This is a genomic window from Dactylosporangium sp. CA-152071, assembly GCF_050936335.1.
GTDB classification, from domain to species: domain Bacteria; phylum Actinomycetota; class Actinomycetes; order Mycobacteriales; family Micromonosporaceae; genus Dactylosporangium; species Dactylosporangium maewongense.
In genome coordinates this window covers 2216263-2236017 of sequence record NZ_JBNJMZ010000001.1, presented here as the reverse complement: position 1 = coordinate 2236017, position 19755 = coordinate 2216263, and the positions used below count along the sequence as shown (strand labels likewise).

The window sequence follows — 19755 nt, the reverse complement described above, 5'->3', positions numbered from 1 at the left end:
GCCGTTCAGGGCTGGGGGAGGCGGGACAGGTCGATGTCGGCGTAGATGGCGGCGTGGTCGGAGCCGGCGTGGACCGGTTGGGTCATCGTGTCGTAGATCGGCCACAGGGCGCCGCGGCGGCCGCCCCACACGCCCTTGCGCAGGATGCCGCCGCCGGTCGTCGCGGCGAACAGGGCCGGGGACAGCAGGACGTAGTCGAGCTTGTTGGGGGCGGTGCAGTAGCCGTAGGTGCCGGGGCGGCCGCCGTCGTCGAAGCCGGGGTGGGTGCTGACGTCGCGCAGGTCGGTGTCGCGCAGCAGTGGCGCGAGGGGGTCGCCGGCCGGGGTGTCGTTGAGGTCGCCCACGACGGCGACGAGCGGGAAATCCAACGCGCGGTAGATTTCCGCGACCCGGGCGGCCTGCCGGCGGCGGCGGGCGTCGGAGGCGACCTTCCCGCCGTAGCCCTTGCTCTTGAGGTGGTTGACGAGGACCGCGAGGCGCTGGCCGTCCGGCAGCCGGAAGTGGTACTCGGCGCAGTCGCGGCTGAAGACGCGGCCGTGCTCGTCGGTGTCGTCGACGTGGGTGCGCTGGCCGACCGGCGGGTATGCCGCGGTGGACATGACGCCGACGTCGATGCCGCGCTCGTCGTTGCCGTCGACGACCATGAAGTGCTCGTACATGCCGCCGAGGCCGCCCTCGGCGAACCGCTTCAGCGCGAGGCGGCTCTCCGCCTCGATCACGCCGAGGATGTCGGCGCCGACGTCGAGGATGACCCGCGCCGTGTTGAGCAGCGCCAGCTCGTCCACCCGGTCGGTGGTCAGCTCCACCCAGCCGATCCAGTCGGCCCGGCCGCCGGCGACGACCTCGACCACGCCGGTGCGCCGCCGCACCAGCAGCCGCCCGCGGTTCTGCCGCAGGCGGGCGAACTTCGCGGTGTCGCCGTTGCGCAGCCCGAGCCGGCCCAGCTCGCGCAGGATGTCGTGCTTGACCTCGTCGGTGTACACGGGCTCCTCCAGCAGCTCGCAGGCCCGCTGGAACGCCTCGAGGATCGGGCGCCCGGCCGCCCACGTGCGCTGGTCCAGCGCCTTGGCCCGGTTGAACAGGTTCTCGACGTTGTAGCTGGCGAGCCGCATGGGCCGTAAGTTACATGCCCGCGGCACCGGCCGGACGGCATCGACGCGACGGATGCTTTACAGCGTGTCGAAGGTCCGCCTACGGTCCGGCACGCCGGCGCCCGCCAGTGCCGGCACCCTTTGCCGCAGGAGGACTCCCGACATGAGACGCCGTACCGTGGCGATCGCCGCCGCGGGCGCACTGTTCGCACTGTCCGTGTGCGCGCCGCCCGCCACCGCCGCGCCGGACCCCGGGTCGCCGGTCAAGGTGAACCAGGTCGCCTACGTGCCGGGCCTGCCGAAGCAGGCCACGATCGTCAGCTCCGCCACGACGCCGATCGGCTGGACGCTGCGCAACGCCGCCGGCGTGACCGTCGCGAGTGGACAGACGACCGTGAAGGGCGCCGACGCCCTGTCCGGCGACAACGTCCACATCGCCGACTTCTCCGCCTACGACACCCCGGGCAGCGGCTACGTGCTGTCGGCCGGCGGGTCGGACAGCTACCCGTTCGACATCTCCGCCGCGCCGGTGCAGCAGCTGCGGAAGGACTCGCTCGCCTTCTTCTACCACCAGCGCAGCGGCATCGCGATCGAGTCGCAGTACGTCGGCAGCCGCTACGCCCGCCCCGCCGGGCACGTGGGCGTCGCGCCGAACCAGGGCGACACGTCCGTGCCGTGCCGGACGAGCTGCGGCTACTCCCTCGACGTGCGCGGCGGCTGGTACGACGCCGGCGACCAGGGCAAGTACGTCGTGAACGGCGGCATCGCCGCGTGGCAGCTGCTCAACATCTACGAGCGGAGCACCGACCGGGCCGCGCTCGGCGACGGTACCCTCGCCATCCCGGAGCGGGCCAACGGCGTCCCGGACGTCCTGGACGAGGCCCGCTGGGAGGTCGAGTTCCTGCTGCGGATGCAGGTGCCGGACGGCCGTACCGACGCCGGCATGGTCCACCACAAGATCCATGACGAGAACTGGACCGGGCTGCCGATGCGCCCGGAGGCCGACCCGCAACGGCGCCTGCTGTCGCCGGTGAGCACCGCCGCCACCCTCAACCTCGCCGCCGTCGCGGCCCAGGCGGCCCGGATCTGGCGCACGATCGACCCGGCGTTCTCCGCCCGCGCCCTGACCGCCGCCGAGAAGGCGTACGCCGCCGCGAAATCCAACCCCGGACGGATTGCCAGCGGCTCCGACAGCACGGGCGGCGGCGCGTACGACGACAGCACCGTCAGCGACGAGTTCTACTGGGCCGCGGCGGAGCTGTTCACCACGACCGGCGGCGCGTCCTACCGCACCGACGTGACCGGCTCGCCGCTCTACAAGGGCGCCGGCTTCAACCAGGGCGGCTTTTACTGGGGCTGGGTCGCCGGCCTCGGCGACACGACCCTCGCGATCGTCCCCAACGGCCTGCCCGCCGCCGACGTCACGGCGACCCGCGCCAGGATGGCGACGTTCGCGGACGGGCTGCTGAGCCAGATGGCGACGCAGGGCTACCCGGCGCCGAACGGCGGCACCACCTACAACTGGGGCTCCTCCGGGCAGATCGCCGACAACGCCGCCGTCCTCGGCCTCGCCTACGACTTCACCGGCCTCGCGAAGTACCGCACCGGCGCGTTCCAGGCCCTCGACTACCTCCTCGGCCGCAACCCGCTCAACCAGTCCTACATCGCCGGGTACGGCGAGAAGGCCGTCCGCAACGTGCACCATCGGTTCTGGGCCAACCAGGCCGACGCGTCGCTGCCGACCGCGCCGCCCGGCGCGCTGTCCGGCGGCCCCAACAGCGGCCTGCAGGACCCGGTCGCGCAGGCACAGCTCGCCGGCTGCAAGGCGCAGAAGTGCTTCGTCGACGACATCGGCGCGTACTCCGTCAACGAGGTCGCGATCAACTGGAACTCGGGGCTCGCGTCCCTGGCCAGCTGGGCCGCCGAGCACACCGGCACCGTCCCGCCGCAGGACACGACCCCGCCGTCCGCGCCCGGCACGCCGGTCGCCTCCGACGTCACCTCGACCTGGCTGCGCCTCACCTGGGCCCCGTCCAGCGACCCGGAGAGCGGCGTCACCGGCTACGAGGTGCGCCGCGTGTCCGGCTCCACCTCGACGGTCGTGGCGACCACCACCACCGCGTCCGCCTCGATCACGGGCCTGACGCCCGCCACCGCCTACACGTTCGTGGTCGCCGCCCGCAACGGCACCGGCCTCACCTCCGCCGCGTCGGCGCCCGTCACCGTGACCACGGCGGACCCGCCCGCGGATGCCCGGCCCTCCACGCCCGGCCTGCCCGTCGCCTCCGCGGTGACGGCCACCGGCTTCACGCTCACCTGGGCCGCCTCCACCGACGACAACGGCGTCACCGGCTACGAGATCCACCGCCGGCAGGGCGACGCGCTGTCGATCCTCGCCACCAGCACCGGGCCGTCGGTCACGCTGACCGGCCTCACCCCCAACACCGAGTACATCCTCATGGTCCGCGCCAAGGACACCGCGGGACAGTTCTCCCTGTTGTCGTCGCCCGTCACGGTACGGACGGCGGCCGCACCGACCGGCGGCTGCACGGTGGCCTACTCGGCGAACAGCTGGGGCGCCGGCTTCACCGGCAGCGTCACGATCACGAACACCGGCACCACGGCGTGGACCTCGTGGACGCTGGGCTTCACGTTCCCCGGCGACCAGCGCGTCACCCAGGGCTGGTCCGGCCGCTGGTCGCAGACCGGCGCCGCCGTCACCGCCACGAACGAGTCCTGGAACGGCGCGGTGCCCGCCGGAGGCACCGTCAGCCTGGGCTTCAACGGCTCGTACACCGGCAGCAACACCAACCCGACGGTCTTCACCGTCAACGGCACCACCTGCTCCTGACCCGCACCGCCCAGACGCCGGCCACCGCACTGGTGGCCGGCGTCGGTGCGACGGTTACATGGGGTTCCAGCCGTCGGTGCCGGCCAGGTACTTCTGCGGGGTGTAGTTGGCGGCCTGCGAGTCGCTCAGCTGGGGCCGGTTGCCGTTGACCGTGGCACCGGCGCCGGTGTTCTTGTACTCGAAGAACCGCGCCTGCTTCCAGGTGGCGTCGCCCATGTCGTTCCACGGCTGGGCGAGCTTGATGGTGGCGCTGAGGCTCGACTCGCGGTAGAGCACCTGCGCGCCCTGCCGCCACGGCCGGCCCAGCTGAGTGACGTTGTTCGAGGCGCCGGTGATGGTCGACCTGTAGAACAGGAACCCGTAGGTCTTGGCGGGGTCGGTGCTGGCGGCCGTGATCGGGCCGCCGGTGCTGCGCTTCTCGAAGATCGAGCAGGCGTTGAAGACGGCCGTGCCGCCGCTGTAGATGAAGTCGACGGTGCCCTCGATGTAGGAGCCCACCACGTACAGCCGGGCGTGGTCGTTGATCTGGAACGTGTCCTGGTCGCCGAGCAGCCGGACGTTCCTCAGGATCGACCGGTCGGCGTCCAGCTGCAGGGCGACCGCCTGCTGGCCGCTCGTCTGCGTGCTCTCGTCGAAGTCGTTGCTGACGGTCAGGTTCGTCAGCACGCTGTCGTGGCCGTTGACGAACATGGTGGCGCTGCCGCCGGGGAAGCCGCCGCCGGCCCAGTGGTTGTTCACGATGACCGTGCCGGCCGGGGCGGAGCCGAGGCCCTGCAGCGTGATGTACGGCTTGTTCGCCGGGATGGTGACGATCTCGCGGTAGGTCCCCGGCTTGATGGTGATGGTGACCCGGCCGCTGTTGTTCGCCGGCACCGCGTCGATGGCCGCCTGCACCGTCCGGAACGTGCCGGTGCCGTCCGCCGCGACCGTGGGCTTGCCGCTGGTCGGGGGCGGGCTGGCGGTCGCGGTCGCGCCGCCGACGTGGTTGAACGACCACTGCATGCGCGCGATGTCGGCGCACGTCTCCTGCACGATCGGGTTGCCGCCGGCGGTGGAGCCGTCCTTGTCGCTGAGGCAGAGCCCGGAGGAGACGCTCTTCACGATGTACTTGCCCGCGGCCGCCGAGGACGCCGTGAAGGTCCACTGCTGGTTGGTGGAGACGCCGCAGGTGTACTGCCACAGCTGGGTGCCCGAGGTCGTGGACGCGTACGGCACGTCGACGCACTTGCCGCTGTTGGCGTTGACCAGGTTGAACGCGCCGCCCTGGACGATCACGGTGAACCGCTGGTCGGCCGCGGCGCTGTTGCACGCGATCTGGACCAGCAGGGCGCTGTTGCCGGTCGCGGCGCCGGCGACGTCGACGCACTTGCCGCTCGCGCCGCTGGCCAGGGTGTAGACGCCGCCGGCCGCCGGGCTGGCGGCCGCCTCCGACGGCCACACCGACACCGCGAGCACGGCGATCGGCACGGCCAGCGCCGCCGCCGCGACTCCGGCGACCCGGACGGTGAGCCGGCGCCACCGCGCCGATGGTTGTGGATGCACGGGAACCTCCTGAGCGGGGTGTGATCTCGTCGATGCGATAGATGCCTCGCCCGGCGCCCGGATTACGGAAAGTTCGCGGCGGCGGCGCGGGTCCCCGGCCGGCGGCGGAAACTTTCACGCCCCCGGCGAGATACCCCGTGGCGCCCCGCGCGGTGCGGGTGGTGAAATCGGCCGATGATCGACGTGCGGCTGCTGACGTTCAACACGCTCATGCGCGACGACGTCCCGGCCCGGCTGCGGGCGCTCGGCCCGGTGCTGGAGCGGGCCGCGTACGACCTGGTGTGCCTGCAGGAGGTGCTGCACGGCGGCAGCGTGCGCCTGCTGCGGCGGGGCGCCGGCTACCGGCACGTGGCGGTCACGCGGGCGGCGCTGCCGTCGGGCGGGCTGATGCTCATGTCGCGGTGGCCGATCCTGCGGTACCGGTTCGCGCGGTTCCGGATGGCCGGGCCGTTGCGCACCGAGCAGCTCATGCGCAAGGGGGCGCAGCTCGCGGTCGTCGAGACGCCGGCCGGACCTCTCGCCGTCGTCAACACCCACCTGTCCGCGAACCGCGACGACGACTGGTCGGACGGCAACCGGTTCACCCGCGTCATCCGCCAGGAGCTCGACCACCTGGCGCGGCTGGTCCGCGGGTTCGAGCCGGAGCTGCCGGCGGTGGTCGTCGGCGACTTCAACGTGCCCCGCGACTCGGCGGCGTTCACCGGGTTCGCCGCGGCGGCCGGCCTGCGCGACGTCCTCGCCGGCGACCCGACGACGACGTTCCGGCCGACGCCGCGCTGGCCGGCGCCGCCCGCCCTGGACCAGGTCCTCGTCCGCGACGGCGCGGGCCGGCCGGTCGTGGCGAGCGCCCGGACCGTGCTGCGGGACGCCGTCCGCGTCTCCGACGGGCGCGAGCTGTTCCTGTCCGACCACTACGGTCTCGAGGCCGATCTGTCCCTTGCCGGGCCTTCCATAGGGATGGAGTGACCCTCGAACGCTCCCTGCGGGTGTTTGATCGCCGGACGGCAAGGGAACCACGCGTGCACATGAACGGAGGTGCCGCATGGCCATGCCACGATCCGACGGCGACGACCCGCGGCTGCTGCGGGAGCAGATCGCGCGGACCCGCGCCGAGCTCGGCAGCACGGTCGAGGCCCTCGCCGCGAAGGCCGACGTGAAGGCGCGCGCCAAGGACGCCGCGGCGCAGGCCGCCGAGCGCGCCAAGGGCGCCGCCGCCGACGCCGCCAGGAACCTCGCCGGGACCGTCTCGGACAAGGCGGTCGCCGTGCGGCGGCCGCTGCCCCTCGCCGCGATCGGCGCCGCCGTGCTCGCCGTGGTGCTCGTCGCCGTCGCCGTCCGCCGCCGGGGGCGATGATGAGCGGCTGGGGCGCGAAGCTCGCGTACAAGCCGGTCGGGCTCGCCCTGGGCGTCGGCTCCGGCCTGGTCGCCGGGCTGGTCTTCAAGCAGGTCTGGAAGGTGCTCGGCAACGACGACGATGCGCCGAACGCCACCGACGAGGACCGCGGCTGGGGCGAGATCCTCGTCGCCGCCGCGCTGCAGGGCGCGATCTTCGCCGTGGTGAAGGCGACCGTGGACCGGGCGGGCGCGGTCGCCGTCCACCGGGCCACCGGCCGCTGGCCCGGCTGATCCCGCCACGACGTCGCCCGATCAGGGCGCACCGTTTTCCTCTCCCGGCGCCGGGGTACTGCCCGATCCACACAGCGAACTCCTGGAAGAGGGGGCCGGACCGTGACCGACGTCGTGGAGCCTCGCAGCCGGTGGCGGCCCAACGTGCTGATGCGTGGATACGCGGCGCTCGTGGTCGCGCTGCGCTGGCTGATCGTCGGCGGGTGGGCCGTCGCGGTCGTCCTGTCCGTGCAGTACCTGCCGGCCACCAACCAGGGCGGCAGCGACCTGGAGCAGCTGGTGTCCGCCGGCAACCCGGCCGTCGCCAGCGAGGTCCGCTCGTTCGAGAAGTTCGGCTTCCCGCTGCTGAGCCGCGTCGCCGTGGTGCAGCGCAAGGCCGACGGGCTGCCGCAGGCCACCCAGACCGAGGCGGTCGCCCGCGCGCGGGCGGTCAGCGACGGCACGTACACCGACGTCGCGCCGATCCGCGCGGCGGTCCCGGTCATGAACACCCTCGGCCTCTTCCCGGGCTCCGCCGAGGACGGCACCACGATCGTGACGCTGCTCTTCACGGACCCGGACGTCACCTTCGCCGACCAGGTCGCCGCCGCGGAGAAGTTCGTGGCCGCGCACTACAGCGCGGACGACGCCGTCGTCGGGATCACCGGCTCGGTGCCGGCGCGGGTCGAGCAGACCCGCATCCTGCAGTCGAAGGTGCCGACCCTGGAGCTGATCACCGTCGGCGCGGTGTTCCTCATCGTGGCGTTCGCGTTCCGGTCGCTGATCGCCGCGCTGCTCGCGCTCGGCGCCGCCGGGGTCGCGACGCTGCTGACCCTGCACGTCGGCGGCGCGCTCGCGGAGCGGCTCGGGGTGCCGGTGCCGCAGGAGACCCAGCCGCTGCTGGTCGCGCTGCTGCTCGGCGTCGTCACCGACTACGTCGTGTTCTACCTGTCGGCGGCGCGCCGGCAGCTGGCCGCCGGGGAGTCGCGGCTGGACGCCGCGCGGCACGCGACCGCGCGCTACACCCCGATCATCGCGATCGCCGGGGCGACCGCCGCCGCCGGCACCGGCGCGCTCATCGTCGCCGACGCACCGACCTTCCGGGCGTTCGGCCCCGGGATGGCGCTCGCCATCCTCATCGGCGTGCTGGTGTCGGTGACCCTGGTCCCGGCGCTGCTGGCGATCTTCGGCCGGTTCGTCTTCTGGTCGCCGCTGCGCCGCCCGCTCGGCACCCGCGGCGCCGAGCCGGCCCCGGTCGGCGGGCGCTGGTGGGCCAGGCTGCTGACCCGTCGCTGGTTCGCGCTGCCGGTGCTGCTGCTGTGCGTCGGCGGGCTGGTCGCGGCCGCGCTGCCGCTGCAGCACATCCGGCTCGGGGTGTCGTTCGTCGAGGCGCTGCCGCCGGGGCACCCGACCCGGGTCGCGGCCGACGCCGCGGAGACCGGCTTCGCCGACGGCATCCTGTCGCCGACCGAGGTGCTCGTCGAGGGCGCCGGCGTCGCGGGCCGCCAGGCGGAGCTCGCGAAGCTGCAGCAGGCGCTGTCCCGCGAGCCGGGCGTCGCCGCCGTCCTCGGCCCCGGCACCCAGGGCCTGCCGGAAGGGCTCAGCGTCTTCCAGTCCGGCGACGGCTCCGCCGCGCGCTTCCTGCTCGTCCTCGCCGACGAGCCGCTCGGCGCCCGGGCCGTCGACACCGCCGGCCGGCTCGACCGCGACCTGCCGGGCCTGCTGCGCGACGCGGGCCTCGACGGCGCGACGGCGAGCCTCGGCGGCGACACCGCCGTCGCCCATGTCATCGTCGACCAGACCGTGCGCGACCTGGGCCGCATCGCGATCGCGGCGCTGCTGGCCAACCTGCTCTTCCTGGTGCTGTTCCTGCGGGCCCTGATCGCCCCGGTCGGCCTGCTGGTCTGCAGCGTCCTCGCCATCGGCGCCACCCTCGGCCTGACCACGTACGTCTTCCAGGACCGCCTCGGCGGCGACGGCCTCACGTTCTACGTCCCGTTCGCGGCGGCGGTGCTGCTCGTCGCGCTCGGCTCCGACTACAACATCTTCGGCATCGGCCCCGCCTGGCGCGAGGCCCGGACCAGGCCGCTGCGCGAGGCGCTCGCGATCACCCTGCCGCACTCGGCGAAGGCCATCCGCACCGCCGCCTTCACGCTCGCGGTGAGCTTCGGCCTGCTGCTGATCGTGCCGCTGCGCCCATTCCGGGAGCTCGCCTTCGCCCTCGCGGTCGGCGTGTTCATCGACGCGTTCATCGTCCGGTCGCTGCTCGCCCCGGCGCTGCTGAGCGTCCTGGGGTCGACGGTGGCCCCGACCGTCGACCCGCCGCCCTCCGGTGCCGGGGAGCCGCTCGTGGTCGAGCAGCGCGCGCGCTCAAGAGACGCTCAAGACCTGCGCACCGCGGGCTCGTACGACGGCTGAGTGGCTACGCTCGATACATGCTGATCGCGAAGCGGACCAGCGTCTGGCGGGCGCGCTATACAGTCACGCAACAGGGCCACGCCGTCGCCGCGTGGGAGGGCGGGGTCTGGCGCAGCGGCGGCCAGCTGACCGTCGCCGGCCAGTCGTTCCTCGTCCGCGGCAACGCGTGGGGCAGCCGCTTCGTGATGCAGGACAAGGCCGGCGAGTCCGTCGCCGCAGCCGACCGGGTCGGCCGCAAGCAGTGGACGGTCACCGCGGGCGGCGTCACGTACCAGTTCCAGCGCGCCTCGGTGTGGAGCCAGGCCCAGGACCTCTACGCGGGTGGCCGCAAGGTCGGCTCGGTCCGCAAGACCAGCTTCTGGGGCAGTGACGTCGAGGTCGACCTGCCGGGCCTCCCACTGCCGGTGCAGGTCTTCGTCCTCGGTGTCGTCGTCACCATGTGGGAGGCCCAGTCCGCGGCCGCCGCGTCCGCCTCGGCCTGAGCCGCGGCGGTCACGGCTTCCCGTCCACCACCACCTCGCCGATCCGGTCGCGCATCGGGCGCTGCTCGAGCAGGGCGATGGCCTCCTCGACGAGGCGGCTCAGCGGGAACGGCAGCTGCGCGTCGAACGCCTCGGCGGCCGCGTCCGTCGCCGCCATCTCCGCCTCGATCGCCGGCATGAGGCGGGCCGCCCGGTCGGTGAGGTGGACGATGCGCTGCCTGGCGTCGGCGCCGGGCTCCAGGCGCACCAGGTCCTGCCGGGCCATCTCCGCGACGGTCTGGCTCGCCGCCGAGTGGGTGACGCCGATCGCGGCGGCCAGGTCGCGGATCGTGCCCGGCCCCTGCCGGGCCAGGGTGCGCACGACCGGGGCGAACCTGGGCCGGATGTCGGGCAGGCCGAGGTCCGCGTAGACGCCCGCGACGTCGCCGTCGAGCAGTTCGAGCAGGTGCCGCAGCCGGCTGCCAAGGAATGTCACAGCGCTAATATAACAGCGCTGTTGTATTCTGCTCGGCATGTACCCACCCATCGAGCCGCACGACGAGGGCATGCTCGACGTCGGCGACGGCAACCTCGTGCACTGGTCCGTCAGCGGCGACCCGGCCGGGCTGCCCGCCGCCGTCGTCCACGGCGGGCCGGGCTCCGGCAGCAGCCCGCGGACCCGGCGCTACTTCGACCCGGAGCGCTACCGGATCGTGCAGTTCGACCAGCGCAACTGCGGCCGCAGCACCCCGCACGCGTCCACATCGGACGCCGACCTGCGGCACAATACGACCGGCCACCTCGTCGCCGACATGGAGCGGCTGCGCGAGCACCTCGGGATCGACCGGTGGCTGCTGTTCGGCGGGTCGTGGGGGTCGACGCTGATCCTCGCGTACGCCGAACGCCACCCGGACCGGGTCGCCGGCATCGTCATCGACGGCGTGACCTCCACCCGCCGCCGCGAGCGCGACTGGCTCTACGAGGGCGTCGGCCGCTTCTTCCCCGCGCAGTGGGCGGCGTTCCGCGACCACGTGGCGCCGGCCCCCGCCACCGCGGAGGACCTGGTCGCGGCGTACGCGCGGCTGATGAGCTCGCCCGACCCGGCCGTGCGGGCCGCCGCGGCGCAGGCGTGGTGCGCCTGGGAGGACACCGCCGTCTCGCTCGAACCGAACGGCGTGCCGGACGCGTACAGTGGCCGCCCCGACGACGCGAAGCTCGCCATGGTGCGCATCTGCACCCACTATTTCGCCAACGCCGCCTGGCTGGAGGAGGGCGTCCTGATCCGCGACGCCGGCCGGCTCGCCGGGATCCGCGGCGTGCTGCTGCACGGCCGGTTCGACATCAGCAGCCCCCTGGAGACGGCCTGGCTGCTCGCCGAGCGCTGGCCGGACGCCACGCTGACGGTCGTCGAGGACTCCGGCCACACCGGCAGCGACACGATGCGCACCCTGATCCGCGAGGCCCTCGACTCGTTCGTCTGACCGGCGTTCAGTGCAGCCGGGCGGCGAAGTCCCGGAACCGGGACACCGCGTCGCCCCGGACCGCGGCGCCGTGGCCGAAGACCGCGACCTGGAAGTCGAGCCCGGCGAGGCGGGCGGCGCTGCGCACCGCAAGGGCCTGGTCGGCGTTGGTCAGCCGCGGCGCCGGCCCCTTCCGTCGGCCCCCAGCTTGCGCGACCGCCGGCACCGCCCGCCACGCGACGGTGGAAAATTCACTCCGGGGCCCCGGATTCCGCCGGGGCCCCGGAGCGCTGGTCAGCCGAGGTAACGGCCCCACGGGCCGGTGATGGCCAGGGTGATGCCGGGGACCTGGATGTTGACGAACAGGACCTTGCCGTCCGGGGAGAACGTCGGGCCGGTGAACTCGGAGTAGGTCGGGGCGCCGTTGGAGGTGCCGTTGCTGAGCATGTTGCGGGCGATGGCGTAGGTCGGGCCGCCGGGGACGGAGCTCAGCACGTGCGAGGCGCGGACGCCGTCCTCGGCGAGGACGAGGGTGCCCCACGGGGTGACCGTGACGTTGTCGGGCCCGTCGAAGGTCATGTCGGCGTACTTCGGCGCCGGGCCCTCGCCCTCGGCGGCGGCGTTGTGCGGGAAGTACGTGACCAGGGTGATGGTCTGGTCGGAGTAGTCGTAGAACCACACCATGCCGTCGTGCTTGGTCGCGTCGGCGGGCAGGTCGTTGGCGCCGAAGGCGAAGCTGTTGACGATGTAGCAGCCCTTGCGGGTGCTCCAGACGCCCTCGAACTTCTTGCCGCGGGTGACCGTGCCGTCGGCGAACTGGGTGCGGACCGGCTTGGTGGTCGCGTCGCGGTCCGGCACCTCGAGCCAGGTCACCTTGAACGGGCGGCCGATCTGGGCGGAGGTGAGGTACGCGACGTCGGGCAGGATGCTGCCGTCGTCGAGGCGGATCTGCATCGCCTCGAGCTTGCCGGCGTCGTCGGCCAGCGAGTTGGCGATGCCCGCGCCGAGGCGCTTGCCGTCGGTCGAGCGCCAGCGGTAGAACAGGCCGTTGGGGCTGCTGGCGTCCTCGGACAGGTAGACGTGCTTGAGGTCCGGGTCGACGGCGAGGGCCTCGTGGTCGTACCGGCCGAACGCCTTGATCGCCTTGGGCAGCTGCTTCTTGGACTCGGCCGGGAAGACCTCGAAGACGTAGCCGTGGGCCTTCTCGTAGGTGCCGGTCTGGCCGCCGGCGGTCCAGGTGGCGCCGGCGTTGGCGGTGGTCTCCTCGCAGGTCAGCCAGGTGCCCCACGGGGTCACGCCGCCCGCGCAGTTGCGCAGCGTGCCGGAGATGCCGACCCACTCGCCGGTGCGCCGGCCCTGCCCGTCGGTGGTGATGACCGTGCAGCCGCCCGCGTTCGGGGCGCCCGGGTCGTACACGGTGCCCTCGATGTGCGGCACGCCGTACACGATCGTGTGCGGGTTGAGCTCGTGGTTCTGGATGATCGTGAGCTTGTTGTGGCCGTCGGCGACGACGCCCGTGCCGTCGTGGTAACCGGGCGTCTTGCCCTGGTTGCCGGACATCTCCGTGCTGCCCTCGCGGGTGACGATCGTGTAGGAGAAGCCCTCGGGCAGCGCGAGGATGCCGTTCGGGTCGTCCTTCAGCGGCGGGAACGGGCGCCCGCCGGAGGACGGCCGGTGCTCCTCGTGCGCGAGGGCGGGCTCGGCGAGGGTCGGCAGGGCACCGGCGACGGTCAGGCCGACGCCCGCCGCGGCCGTACCACTGAGAACTTGACGGCGAGAAACAGTCACGCTGGCACGCTCCAAAGAAGTCAGCTTGATTCCTTGGCAGCCTCGGAGACGCCGGTGAACCGTGGGGAAATACAAGGCGAACGATGCGCGTCGCCGACCCGCACAGCGTGCGGTCAGTCCCACCAGAAGTGCCAGGCGGGCGCGCCGACGAGGCCCGCCGCGTATCCCTGCAGATCGTCGTCGGTCCATGCGGTGTCGGGGCAGAAGGCGACGTGCTCCGCGGCGACCGTCAATGCCTCGTCCACCGTGGACGGTGGCGCGGCGACGCTCAGGAACAGCTCGGCGAAGCCGACCCCGACGACCCGGACCCCGAAGCGCTCCTCCCAGCTGCGCAGGACCGCGCTGATGTGGGCGGTGTCGTCGGTGTGGTTGGCGGGGCCGTCCCAGCCGACGACGGTGAGCGCGTCGGCGCCGCGGCCGGCGGCGACCAGGCCGAGCCGCCACGGCCGGCGGGACGCGACGAGCGCGGCAGCCTCCCGGTCGGCGGTCGCGTCGGCGTCGGCGGGGTCGACGCCCGCCGCGGGTGCCAGCCCCGGCCACGGGCCGCGTCCGTCGCCGGTCTCCGCCCACCACTTCGGCAGCAGCGCCGCCGGGTCGTGGTCCGCGGGGTCGGACATGTCTTCGGGGACGAGCTCGCCCTCGATCCACGGGCGGCACGGGTCACCGTCGAGGTGCGTCAGCAGCAGGGGCCACAGGCCGGTGGCGGGGTGCGCGGCGCGCAGCTCCTCCCACAGCCCCGGCGGCGGGGACGTCTTGCTCAGCCAGAGCACCGCCGGCTCGTCGTCGTCGAGGTCGGGCCGGATGGTCTTGCCCGGGGGCAGCGGCACGGTGAGGGCCTTGACCCGGGCGGGCAGCGTCAGACGCTTCACGGACACCCGCACGACCGTATCCGATCGGCGCCGGGTGGGACAGCCGCCGGGCGCCGTGTCCATCGACGAACTCGGCCACTCCGGCGGGCTTTCAACGAGGTGCAGCGGTCCCCGGCCGTCCGTGGCGGGCCGCCCGCCGGGTCGGCCGATCCTGTTGCGGGCGGCCCGTCTTGGTTGGCGGGCCGCCCACAGGGTCAGCCGATCCTGTTGCGGGCGGCCCGTCTCGGTTGGCGGGCCGCCCACGGGGTCAGCCGATCACCCTGTCCCGGCCGGCGAGGACGGCGAAGCCGCCCATCACTGCGATCAGTGCGCACATCGTCGCCAAGGGCAACGTCCACGAGCCGCTCGCGTCGCGCAGCGCGCCGATGAGGACAGGGCCGCACGCGGCCAGGAGGTAGCCGACCGACTGCGCCATCCCCGACAGTGCCGCGGCCTGGCGGTGGTCGACGGCACGCAGGCTGAACAGCGACAGGCACAGCACGAGCGACAGGCCCGCACCGAGGCCGGCGCTCACCAGCCACACGACGGACAGGCCGGGCGCGAGCAGCAGCCCGCCCACGCCGAGCAGGATCACCGCGGCGCACAGCAGCGCGACGAGCCGCTGGTCGGGCAGGCGGCGCATGAGGTGCGGGGCGGCGAGGTTCGCCACGACCGCGGCGATCAGGTACACGAACAGGTGCCAGCCGGCCGTCGTCGCGCTGACCCCGTGGTCCTGCTCGATGCTCGGCAGCCAGGCGACCATCACGTAGAAGACCAGCGACTGCAGGCCCATGAACAGCGTCACCTGCCAGCCGATCGGGCTGCGCCACGGCGAGCGGTGCGCGGCCGCCGCGCCGGCGCCGCCGTCGGGGCCCGCCAGACGGGTGCGCAGCCGGGGCAGCCAGACCGCGGCGGCGATGACCGTGAGCCCGACCCAGCAGCCGAGCGCGATCCGCCAGCCGGCGGTGGACTGGCCGGCGATGGGCACGGCGACGCCGGACGCGATCGCCGCGACGATGCTCTGCGTCGCGGAGTAGCCGCCGGACAGCTGCGCGACCCGGTCCGGGAAGTCCCGCTTGACCAGGCTGGGCAGCAGCACGTTGAAGAACGCGATCGCCGCGCCGATGGCGACCGTGCCGGCCCAGATCCCGCCGGCGACCGGCACCGACCGCAGCACGATGCCGGCGGCGAGCACCGCGAGGCCCAGGCCGAGGGTGCGCTCCAGCCCGAGCCGCCGCGCCACCAGCGGGGCGACCGGCGAGAAGCCCGCGAACGCGAGCAGCGGCAGCGCGGTCAGCACACCGGCGGCGGTCGCGGTCAGGCCGAGGTCGGCGCGCACGTCGTCGAGCACCGGCCCGACCGACGTCAGCGCCGCCCGGAGGTTGGTGGCGATCAGCAGGATGCCGACCACGAGCAGCCCGGTGCGGGCCCGCACGGGGGCGAGGGTGGCGGTCACGACGCGCTCCCGCGCAGGATGTCGCGGCCCTCGGCGACCAGCGCGACGCTGCACGCCTCGGCGGCGTCGGGGTCACCGGCCTCGATCGCGTCGACCAGGTGGTGGTGCAGGTCGTGCACGGTGCTGTCGTGGTCCAGCCCGGCGCTGTCACTGATCGTCTGCGTGATGACGGGGCTCAGGTGCTGGTAGAGCTCAGCGAGCAGCGGGTTGCCGCCGGCGATGACGACCGCGCGGTGGAACGCGAAGTCGGCCTCGACGAATCCCGCCAGGTCGCCGGTCCGGGCGGCGTCCCGCCGGTCGAGCAGCTCGCGCAGATGGGCGACGTCCTCGGCGGTGGCGTGCAGCGCGGCCCGGCGCGACCCGCGGTGCTCCAGCAGCGCCCGCACCTCGAAGGCGTCGTCGGGGTCGGCCTCCGCGACCCGCCGGCCGAGGGACACCTGCAGTTCGCTGTCGGCGCGCACGTAGGTGCCGTCGCCGGGACGCGCTTCGAGGAGTCCGAGGTGTACGAGCGCGCTCAACGCCTCCCGGACGGTGTTGCGACTGACGCCGAGCTGCTCGGTGAGCCGGTGCTCGGGCGGGATCCGGGAGCCGACCGGCCAGTCACCGGCCGCGATCAGCTGCTTGAACTGACCGGCGACCTGCGTGGCGAGGGGCACGGCCCGTTGCGGGCTCGACAGCACTCCGACCTCCAAATGTAGGACATTTGGATGGTAGGACAGATCGAACCTTTGCGCGAGCGTGGATGCACGACTGCCCCGGCACCAACCGGCGCCGGGGCAGCAGGTGGACGGGTTACTTGACGGGCTTGGCCGACGGGTCCTTCTCGGTGCCGGCCGCGCGGCCCTCCCGCGGAGGAGCCACGGTGGTGCAGGTCAGCGGCGTGTCGATGGGCACCAGGCGCTCGACCGAGCCGGGGGAGCCGCCCGTGACCTCCAGCTGGGCGGGGTTCAGGTATCCGATGAACAGCTGCTTGCCGGGCGGCAGGGCCGAGGCGTCGAAGACGAACGTCGCGTCGGCGCCCGGCAGGGGCCGCACGACGTCCGTGACGCCGGGGCCGGTGCCGTGCACCAGCGTCAGGTCGTCGCCCGGGCCGGCGCAGAACTCGCCGACCTTGACGACCACCGGGAAGCCGGCCTGCCGCAGGGCCGCCTCCAGACCGGCGGGGTCCGCGAACCACTGTTGCTTGGTCCAGGTCACCTGGACCGTGCCGTCGGCCCGGGAGTCGACGGTGTAGGCGACCGTCCGGACGTGCACCTCGCCGGCCGCGTTCGCGCCGGGTGCCGTGGCCGGGGGTCCCGCCGGGGGGTTGGCGAGGCTCGCCACGCCGAGCGCGACGCCGGCCACCGCCACGGTGCCGGCGGCGACGGTCGCCAGCCGGCGGCGGTTGCGGCGGGCCCGGCCGGTGCTCACGATGTCCTCGACGGGCGTGCCCATCGTGACCGCGTCGAGCGAGCCCCGCAGGGTGTCGAGGACATCGGTGTCGTGGTCGTTCATGACTGCTCCTGACTGTTCATGACTGCTCCTGGCTGTGGTTGACGACGAGATGGCCGCGCAGCGTCGCGATCGCCCGGGACAGGTGCGCGGTGACGGTGCCCGGGGCCATGCCCAGGGCCTTGGCGGTGGCGGCGGTGTCGAGGTCGAGGAAGACCCGGAACGCGATGACCTCCCGCTGCCGGGGCGGCAGGGCGCGCAGCAGCCGCAGCAGCGCCGGGTCGAGGCCGCCGCCGGGCTCGCCGGTGCCGTCGGCGGTGTCCACGTGCCCGTCGCCGAGGTCGACCTCGCGGCGGTGCCGGCGCCACCACGACACCCGCAGGTTGAGCGCGGTGCGCACCACCCAGGCCCGCGGCGCCGGATGCCGCCGCACCTTGTGCCACGACATCCACGCCCGGGTGAACGCCTCGGCCACCAGGTCCTCGGCGACCTGGCGGTCCGCGACGCCGGCGAGCACTGCCCGCAGGCACCGGTCGCGCTCCGACCGGTAGAACTCGGTGAACTCCATGTGCCCCACGCCTCATGAACGCTTCAGGGCCCGGAATCACTTACCCGGGTTTCGCGAGGCCGTCGGTGACGGCGCCGGCGCGGACCGCTCGGCGTCGCCCGGCGCCGGTCGCGGACCCGTTCAGCGCCCGCTGGCCGCCATGAGCAGCTCGACCAGGTCGATGGCGGCCTCGACCGACCAGACGACGCTGAACGCGGCGAGCGCGGCGGGCAGCAGGCTCAGCAGCCCCGCGGCGGGCCAGGTGCGCGGGGTCAGCAGCAGCGACACCCGGCGCGGCACGATGCCCTGGGGGATCGCGACGTGCAGCACCGACCAGCCCGATCCGGCCGGGGTCGCGCCGGCACCGGAGGTCGCCAGCGCGGCCGCGCCGATGGCGTGCGCGACCGTGCGACGGCTGCCCACCTCGACGGCGGCATGCTCGTCGGCGGCCCGCTCGAGGAGGTAGTCGACGTGCTTCGCGACCCACCACAGCGCCGGGTGGGCGGCGGCGGCAGTGTCCGCCAGGCGGGCCAGCCGGTGGTGCCGGCCGGCGAGGTGCGCCTGCTCGTGCGCGAGCAGCGCGTCGAACTGCCGGTCGGTCAGCAGCGACCGCATGCCGGTGGTGACCACGACATAACCGGGCCGGCCGGGGACCGCGAACGCCTTCGCCTCCGCGTCGGGCAGCACGACGAGCGCCGTGCCGTCGCCGGCGGACCGGCCGAGCGCGAGGACGTCGCGGTGATGGCGCCAGCGCCGGGTGACGGAGACGACGACGGCGGCCAGCAGCGCGACGCTGAGCCACGGCGCCCACGGCTCCGCGGCGGTGTCGGCCGTGACGACCGTCGCCGACCAGCCGGACACGCCGGCGACGGCCGGCACCTGGGCGAGCGCCTTCAGCGCGAACAGCAGCAGGTTGACGGTGCTGGCGGCGGCGACCACGGCCGCGGACCAGGCGACGGCACGGGCCGCGCCGGCGGGCGGGAGCCGGTCGGCGAGCAGGCGCACGACGAGCAGGATCAGCGGTGGCACCACGAGCACCGACCACACGAAATGATCGAACATGTGCCTCCCCCCGCGCGGTGAGTCCGTGCCCCTCGCACTCTAACCAGATCGGTCAGCGACGACCGACCACGGCTCGATAGAGTCGTCGCGATGAGTACACCACCGCCTCCGGGAGACCGCCGGCGCCGGCCCGGACAGCTCGAGGCGCAGGTGATCACGGTCCTCGGTGCCGCTGCCGGTCCGCTCACCCCGGGCGAGGTCCGCGACCTGCTCGATCCCGCCGGCGCGCTGTCGTACAGCGCCGTGGTGACCACCCTGACCCGGCTGCACGAGAAGGGCTCCGTCACCAGGCACCGCGACGGCCGGGCGTTCCGCTACGGGGCGCTCCGCGACGCGGCCGGGCTGGTCGCGGAGCGGATGAGCCGCCTGCTCGCCGAGGAGCCCGACCGGGCGACGGTGCTGCGCCGGTTCGTCGGCACCCTCGACGACCGCGACGAGCAGACCCTCCGCGCGCTGCTGCGGGAGCACCCCGAGGCGTGACCTCTGCTAACTTCTACGTCGTGTAGAAGTTCGGCGGGAGGTGCCTGGCATTGGTGCTCGACGACGTGCTGCTCGCCCTGCTGGGCGGCCGTGACAGCAGCGCGTGGGAGCTCATGCGGCGCCACGACGAGATCTTCGGCAGCGCCCGGCGGATGGACATCGTCCGCGTGATGGCGTCGGTGACGCGGCTGGAGCGGGCCGGCTTCCTGCGGGTCGACACCGCCGTCCCGGCCCGCATGGCCAGCAGCAACCGGCGCACCTGCTCGCTCACCGCCGCCGGCCGGCAGCGCCAGCGGACCTGGCTGTGCGCCCTGCCGCCGGACGTCAGCATCGAGGACGTGTACGTGCGGGGCATGCTCGCCGTGGAGTCCGCCGACGAGGCGACCTTCGACATGTTCATCCGCAGCGGGCTCGCCGTCACCCGCGCCCGCATGCACGCGCTCGCCGACGACGTGGCCGGCGCGGCCGCCGTGACCCGCGCGAAGGCGGCGTTCGAACGGGAGACCGTCCGCGCCCTCGCCCTGTGGCTGCACCAGCTGCCCGACCACCGCCTGCCCCGCTCCGCCGCGGGCTGACCTACCTCCGGCCGCCTGGCTGCTGGCCGCCCCGCTCCGCTGCGGGCTGACCACCTTCCGTCGTATGGCTGTCGGCCGCCTTGCTCCGGCGGTCGGACCGGTCCGCTGCGGGCTGGCGGGGGGCGGCCGGTGCGGGCCGG

The 19755-nt window shown here is 73.8% G+C and carries 19 protein-coding genes; 9 read left to right on the top strand and 10 right to left on the bottom strand.

The window, feature by feature from the left end:
* Positions 1–5: 5 nt before the first annotated feature.
* Entirely contained in the window at positions 6–1112 is a 1107-nt protein-coding gene (locus tag ACQEVZ_RS09770) for an endonuclease/exonuclease/phosphatase family protein (protein ID WP_433364254.1), read from the bottom strand.
* A gap of 142 nt (positions 1113–1254) precedes the next feature.
* Here ACQEVZ_RS09770 and ACQEVZ_RS09765 point away from each other — a divergent pair, with 142 nt between their 5' ends.
* The gene (locus ACQEVZ_RS09765; RefSeq protein ID WP_433364251.1) at positions 1255–3942 is read left to right on the top strand and encodes a glycoside hydrolase family 9 protein; all 2688 of its coding nucleotides are present in this window, start codon (positions 1255–1257) and stop codon (positions 3940–3942) included.
* Between the two features lie 54 nt (positions 3943–3996).
* Here ACQEVZ_RS09765 and ACQEVZ_RS09760 read toward each other — a convergent pair whose 3' ends face one another.
* Positions 3997–5484, bottom strand: coding sequence for a pectinesterase family protein (locus ACQEVZ_RS09760; protein ID WP_433364248.1), 1488 nt, complete (start codon positions 5482–5484; stop codon positions 3997–3999).
* Positions 5485–5658: 174 nt separating this feature from the next.
* Here ACQEVZ_RS09760 and ACQEVZ_RS09755 point away from each other — a divergent pair, with 174 nt between their 5' ends.
* The 5 genes from ACQEVZ_RS09755 to ACQEVZ_RS09735 all read left to right on the top strand — a co-directional run bounded on the left by ACQEVZ_RS09755 (position 5659) and on the right by ACQEVZ_RS09735 (position 9989).
* Positions 5659–6450, top strand: coding sequence for an endonuclease/exonuclease/phosphatase family protein (locus ACQEVZ_RS09755; RefSeq protein WP_433364245.1), 792 nt, complete (start codon positions 5659–5661; stop codon positions 6448–6450).
* Positions 6451–6526: 76 nt separating this feature from the next.
* On the top strand, positions 6527–6838 hold the full coding sequence (locus ACQEVZ_RS09750; RefSeq protein WP_433364241.1) for a DUF3618 domain-containing protein: 312 nt from the start codon (positions 6527–6529) through the stop codon (positions 6836–6838).
* Positions 6838–7110, top strand: a complete 273-nt coding sequence (locus tag ACQEVZ_RS09745; RefSeq protein WP_344510694.1) for a DUF4235 domain-containing protein — start codon at positions 6838–6840, stop codon at positions 7108–7110. The genes ACQEVZ_RS09750 and ACQEVZ_RS09745 overlap by 1 nt, the downstream gene beginning before the upstream one ends.
* A 102-nt stretch (positions 7111–7212) precedes the next feature.
* Entirely contained in the window at positions 7213–9507 is a 2295-nt protein-coding gene (locus ACQEVZ_RS09740; protein ID WP_433364238.1) for an MMPL family transporter, read from the top strand.
* A gap of 17 nt (positions 9508–9524) precedes the next feature.
* On the top strand, positions 9525–9989 hold the full coding sequence (locus tag ACQEVZ_RS09735) for a hypothetical protein (protein WP_344510689.1): 465 nt from the start codon (positions 9525–9527) through the stop codon (positions 9987–9989).
* A gap of 10 nt (positions 9990–9999) precedes the next feature.
* Here the strand turns inward: ACQEVZ_RS09735 and ACQEVZ_RS09730 are convergent, their stop codons facing one another.
* Positions 10000–10464: a MarR family winged helix-turn-helix transcriptional regulator gene (locus ACQEVZ_RS09730; RefSeq protein ID WP_354891931.1), complete on the bottom strand. Its 465-nt coding sequence runs from the start codon at positions 10462–10464 to the stop codon at positions 10000–10002.
* Positions 10465–10492: 28 nt separating this feature from the next.
* Here ACQEVZ_RS09730 and pip point away from each other — a divergent pair, with 28 nt between their 5' ends.
* Entirely contained in the window at positions 10493–11449 is a 957-nt protein-coding gene (gene pip / locus ACQEVZ_RS09725) for a prolyl aminopeptidase (protein ID WP_433376704.1), read from the top strand.
* 273 nt (positions 11450–11722) lie between these two features.
* On the opposite strand, the gene ACQEVZ_RS09720 is transcribed toward pip, so the two are convergent.
* The 7 genes from ACQEVZ_RS09720 to ACQEVZ_RS09690 all read right to left on the bottom strand — a co-directional run bounded on the left by ACQEVZ_RS09720 (position 11723) and on the right by ACQEVZ_RS09690 (position 18560).
* Positions 11723–13216, bottom strand: coding sequence for an alkaline phosphatase PhoX (locus ACQEVZ_RS09720; protein WP_354891940.1), 1494 nt, complete (start codon positions 13214–13216; stop codon positions 11723–11725).
* A gap of 113 nt (positions 13217–13329) precedes the next feature.
* A complete protein-coding gene (locus ACQEVZ_RS09715; RefSeq protein ID WP_433364233.1) occupies positions 13330–14091 on the bottom strand; it encodes a DUF4253 domain-containing protein in 762 nt (253 codons plus the stop codon).
* Positions 14092–14332: 241 nt separating this feature from the next.
* The gene (locus ACQEVZ_RS09710; RefSeq protein ID WP_433364230.1) at positions 14333–15520 is read right to left on the bottom strand and encodes an MFS transporter; all 1188 of its coding nucleotides are present in this window, start codon (positions 15518–15520) and stop codon (positions 14333–14335) included.
* Positions 15517–16212: a FadR/GntR family transcriptional regulator gene (locus ACQEVZ_RS09705; RefSeq protein WP_363398283.1), complete on the bottom strand. Its 696-nt coding sequence runs from the start codon at positions 16210–16212 to the stop codon at positions 15517–15519. The genes ACQEVZ_RS09710 and ACQEVZ_RS09705 overlap by 4 nt, the downstream gene beginning before the upstream one ends.
* A 100-nt stretch (positions 16213–16312) precedes the next feature.
* Positions 16313–17014, bottom strand: coding sequence for a hypothetical protein (locus ACQEVZ_RS09700; RefSeq protein ID WP_433364226.1), 702 nt, complete (start codon positions 17012–17014; stop codon positions 16313–16315).
* 16 nt (positions 17015–17030) lie between these two features.
* On the bottom strand, positions 17031–17519 hold the full coding sequence (locus tag ACQEVZ_RS09695) for a sigma factor-like helix-turn-helix DNA-binding protein (protein ID WP_360563395.1): 489 nt from the start codon (positions 17517–17519) through the stop codon (positions 17031–17033).
* 120 nt (positions 17520–17639) lie between these two features.
* Complete coding sequence (locus tag ACQEVZ_RS09690) at positions 17640–18560, bottom strand: M56 family metallopeptidase (RefSeq protein WP_433364222.1); 921 nt, start codon at positions 18558–18560, stop codon at positions 17640–17642.
* Between the two features lie 90 nt (positions 18561–18650).
* On the opposite strand from ACQEVZ_RS09690, the gene ACQEVZ_RS09685 reads away from it, so the two are divergent.
* Positions 18651–19040, top strand: coding sequence for a BlaI/MecI/CopY family transcriptional regulator (locus ACQEVZ_RS09685; RefSeq protein WP_344510663.1), 390 nt, complete (start codon positions 18651–18653; stop codon positions 19038–19040).
* A 50-nt stretch (positions 19041–19090) separates the two neighbouring features.
* The gene (locus ACQEVZ_RS09680) at positions 19091–19615 is read left to right on the top strand and encodes a hypothetical protein (protein WP_433364219.1); all 525 of its coding nucleotides are present in this window, start codon (positions 19091–19093) and stop codon (positions 19613–19615) included.
* Positions 19616–19755 lie beyond the last annotated feature (140 nt).

Excerpts from the sequence above, each read along its gene's own strand:
- ACQEVZ_RS09770 (WP_433364254.1), bottom strand. The coding sequence starts at position 1,112 with ATGCGGCTCGCCAGCTACAACGTCGAGAACCTGTTCAACCGGGCCAAG.
- ACQEVZ_RS09765 (WP_433364251.1), top strand. The coding sequence starts at position 1,255 with ATGAGACGCCGTACCGTGGCGATCGCCGCCGCGGGCGCACTGTTCGCA.
- ACQEVZ_RS09755 (WP_433364245.1), top strand. The coding sequence starts at position 5,659 with ATGATCGACGTGCGGCTGCTGACGTTCAACACGCTCATGCGCGACGAC.
- ACQEVZ_RS09750 (WP_433364241.1), top strand. The coding sequence starts at position 6,527 with ATGGCCATGCCACGATCCGACGGCGACGACCCGCGGCTGCTGCGGGAG.
- ACQEVZ_RS09745 (WP_344510694.1), top strand. The coding sequence starts at position 6,838 with ATGAGCGGCTGGGGCGCGAAGCTCGCGTACAAGCCGGTCGGGCTCGCC.
- ACQEVZ_RS09735 (WP_344510689.1), top strand. The coding sequence starts at position 9,525 with ATGCTGATCGCGAAGCGGACCAGCGTCTGGCGGGCGCGCTATACAGTC.
- ACQEVZ_RS09700 (WP_433364226.1), bottom strand. The coding sequence starts at position 17,014 with ATGAACGACCACGACACCGATGTCCTCGACACCCTGCGGGGCTCGCTC.
- ACQEVZ_RS09695 (WP_360563395.1), bottom strand. The coding sequence starts at position 17,519 with ATGGAGTTCACCGAGTTCTACCGGTCGGAGCGCGACCGGTGCCTGCGG.
- ACQEVZ_RS09690 (WP_433364222.1), bottom strand. The coding sequence starts at position 18,560 with ATGTTCGATCATTTCGTGTGGTCGGTGCTCGTGGTGCCACCGCTGATC.
- ACQEVZ_RS09685 (WP_344510663.1), top strand. The coding sequence starts at position 18,651 with ATGAGTACACCACCGCCTCCGGGAGACCGCCGGCGCCGGCCCGGACAG.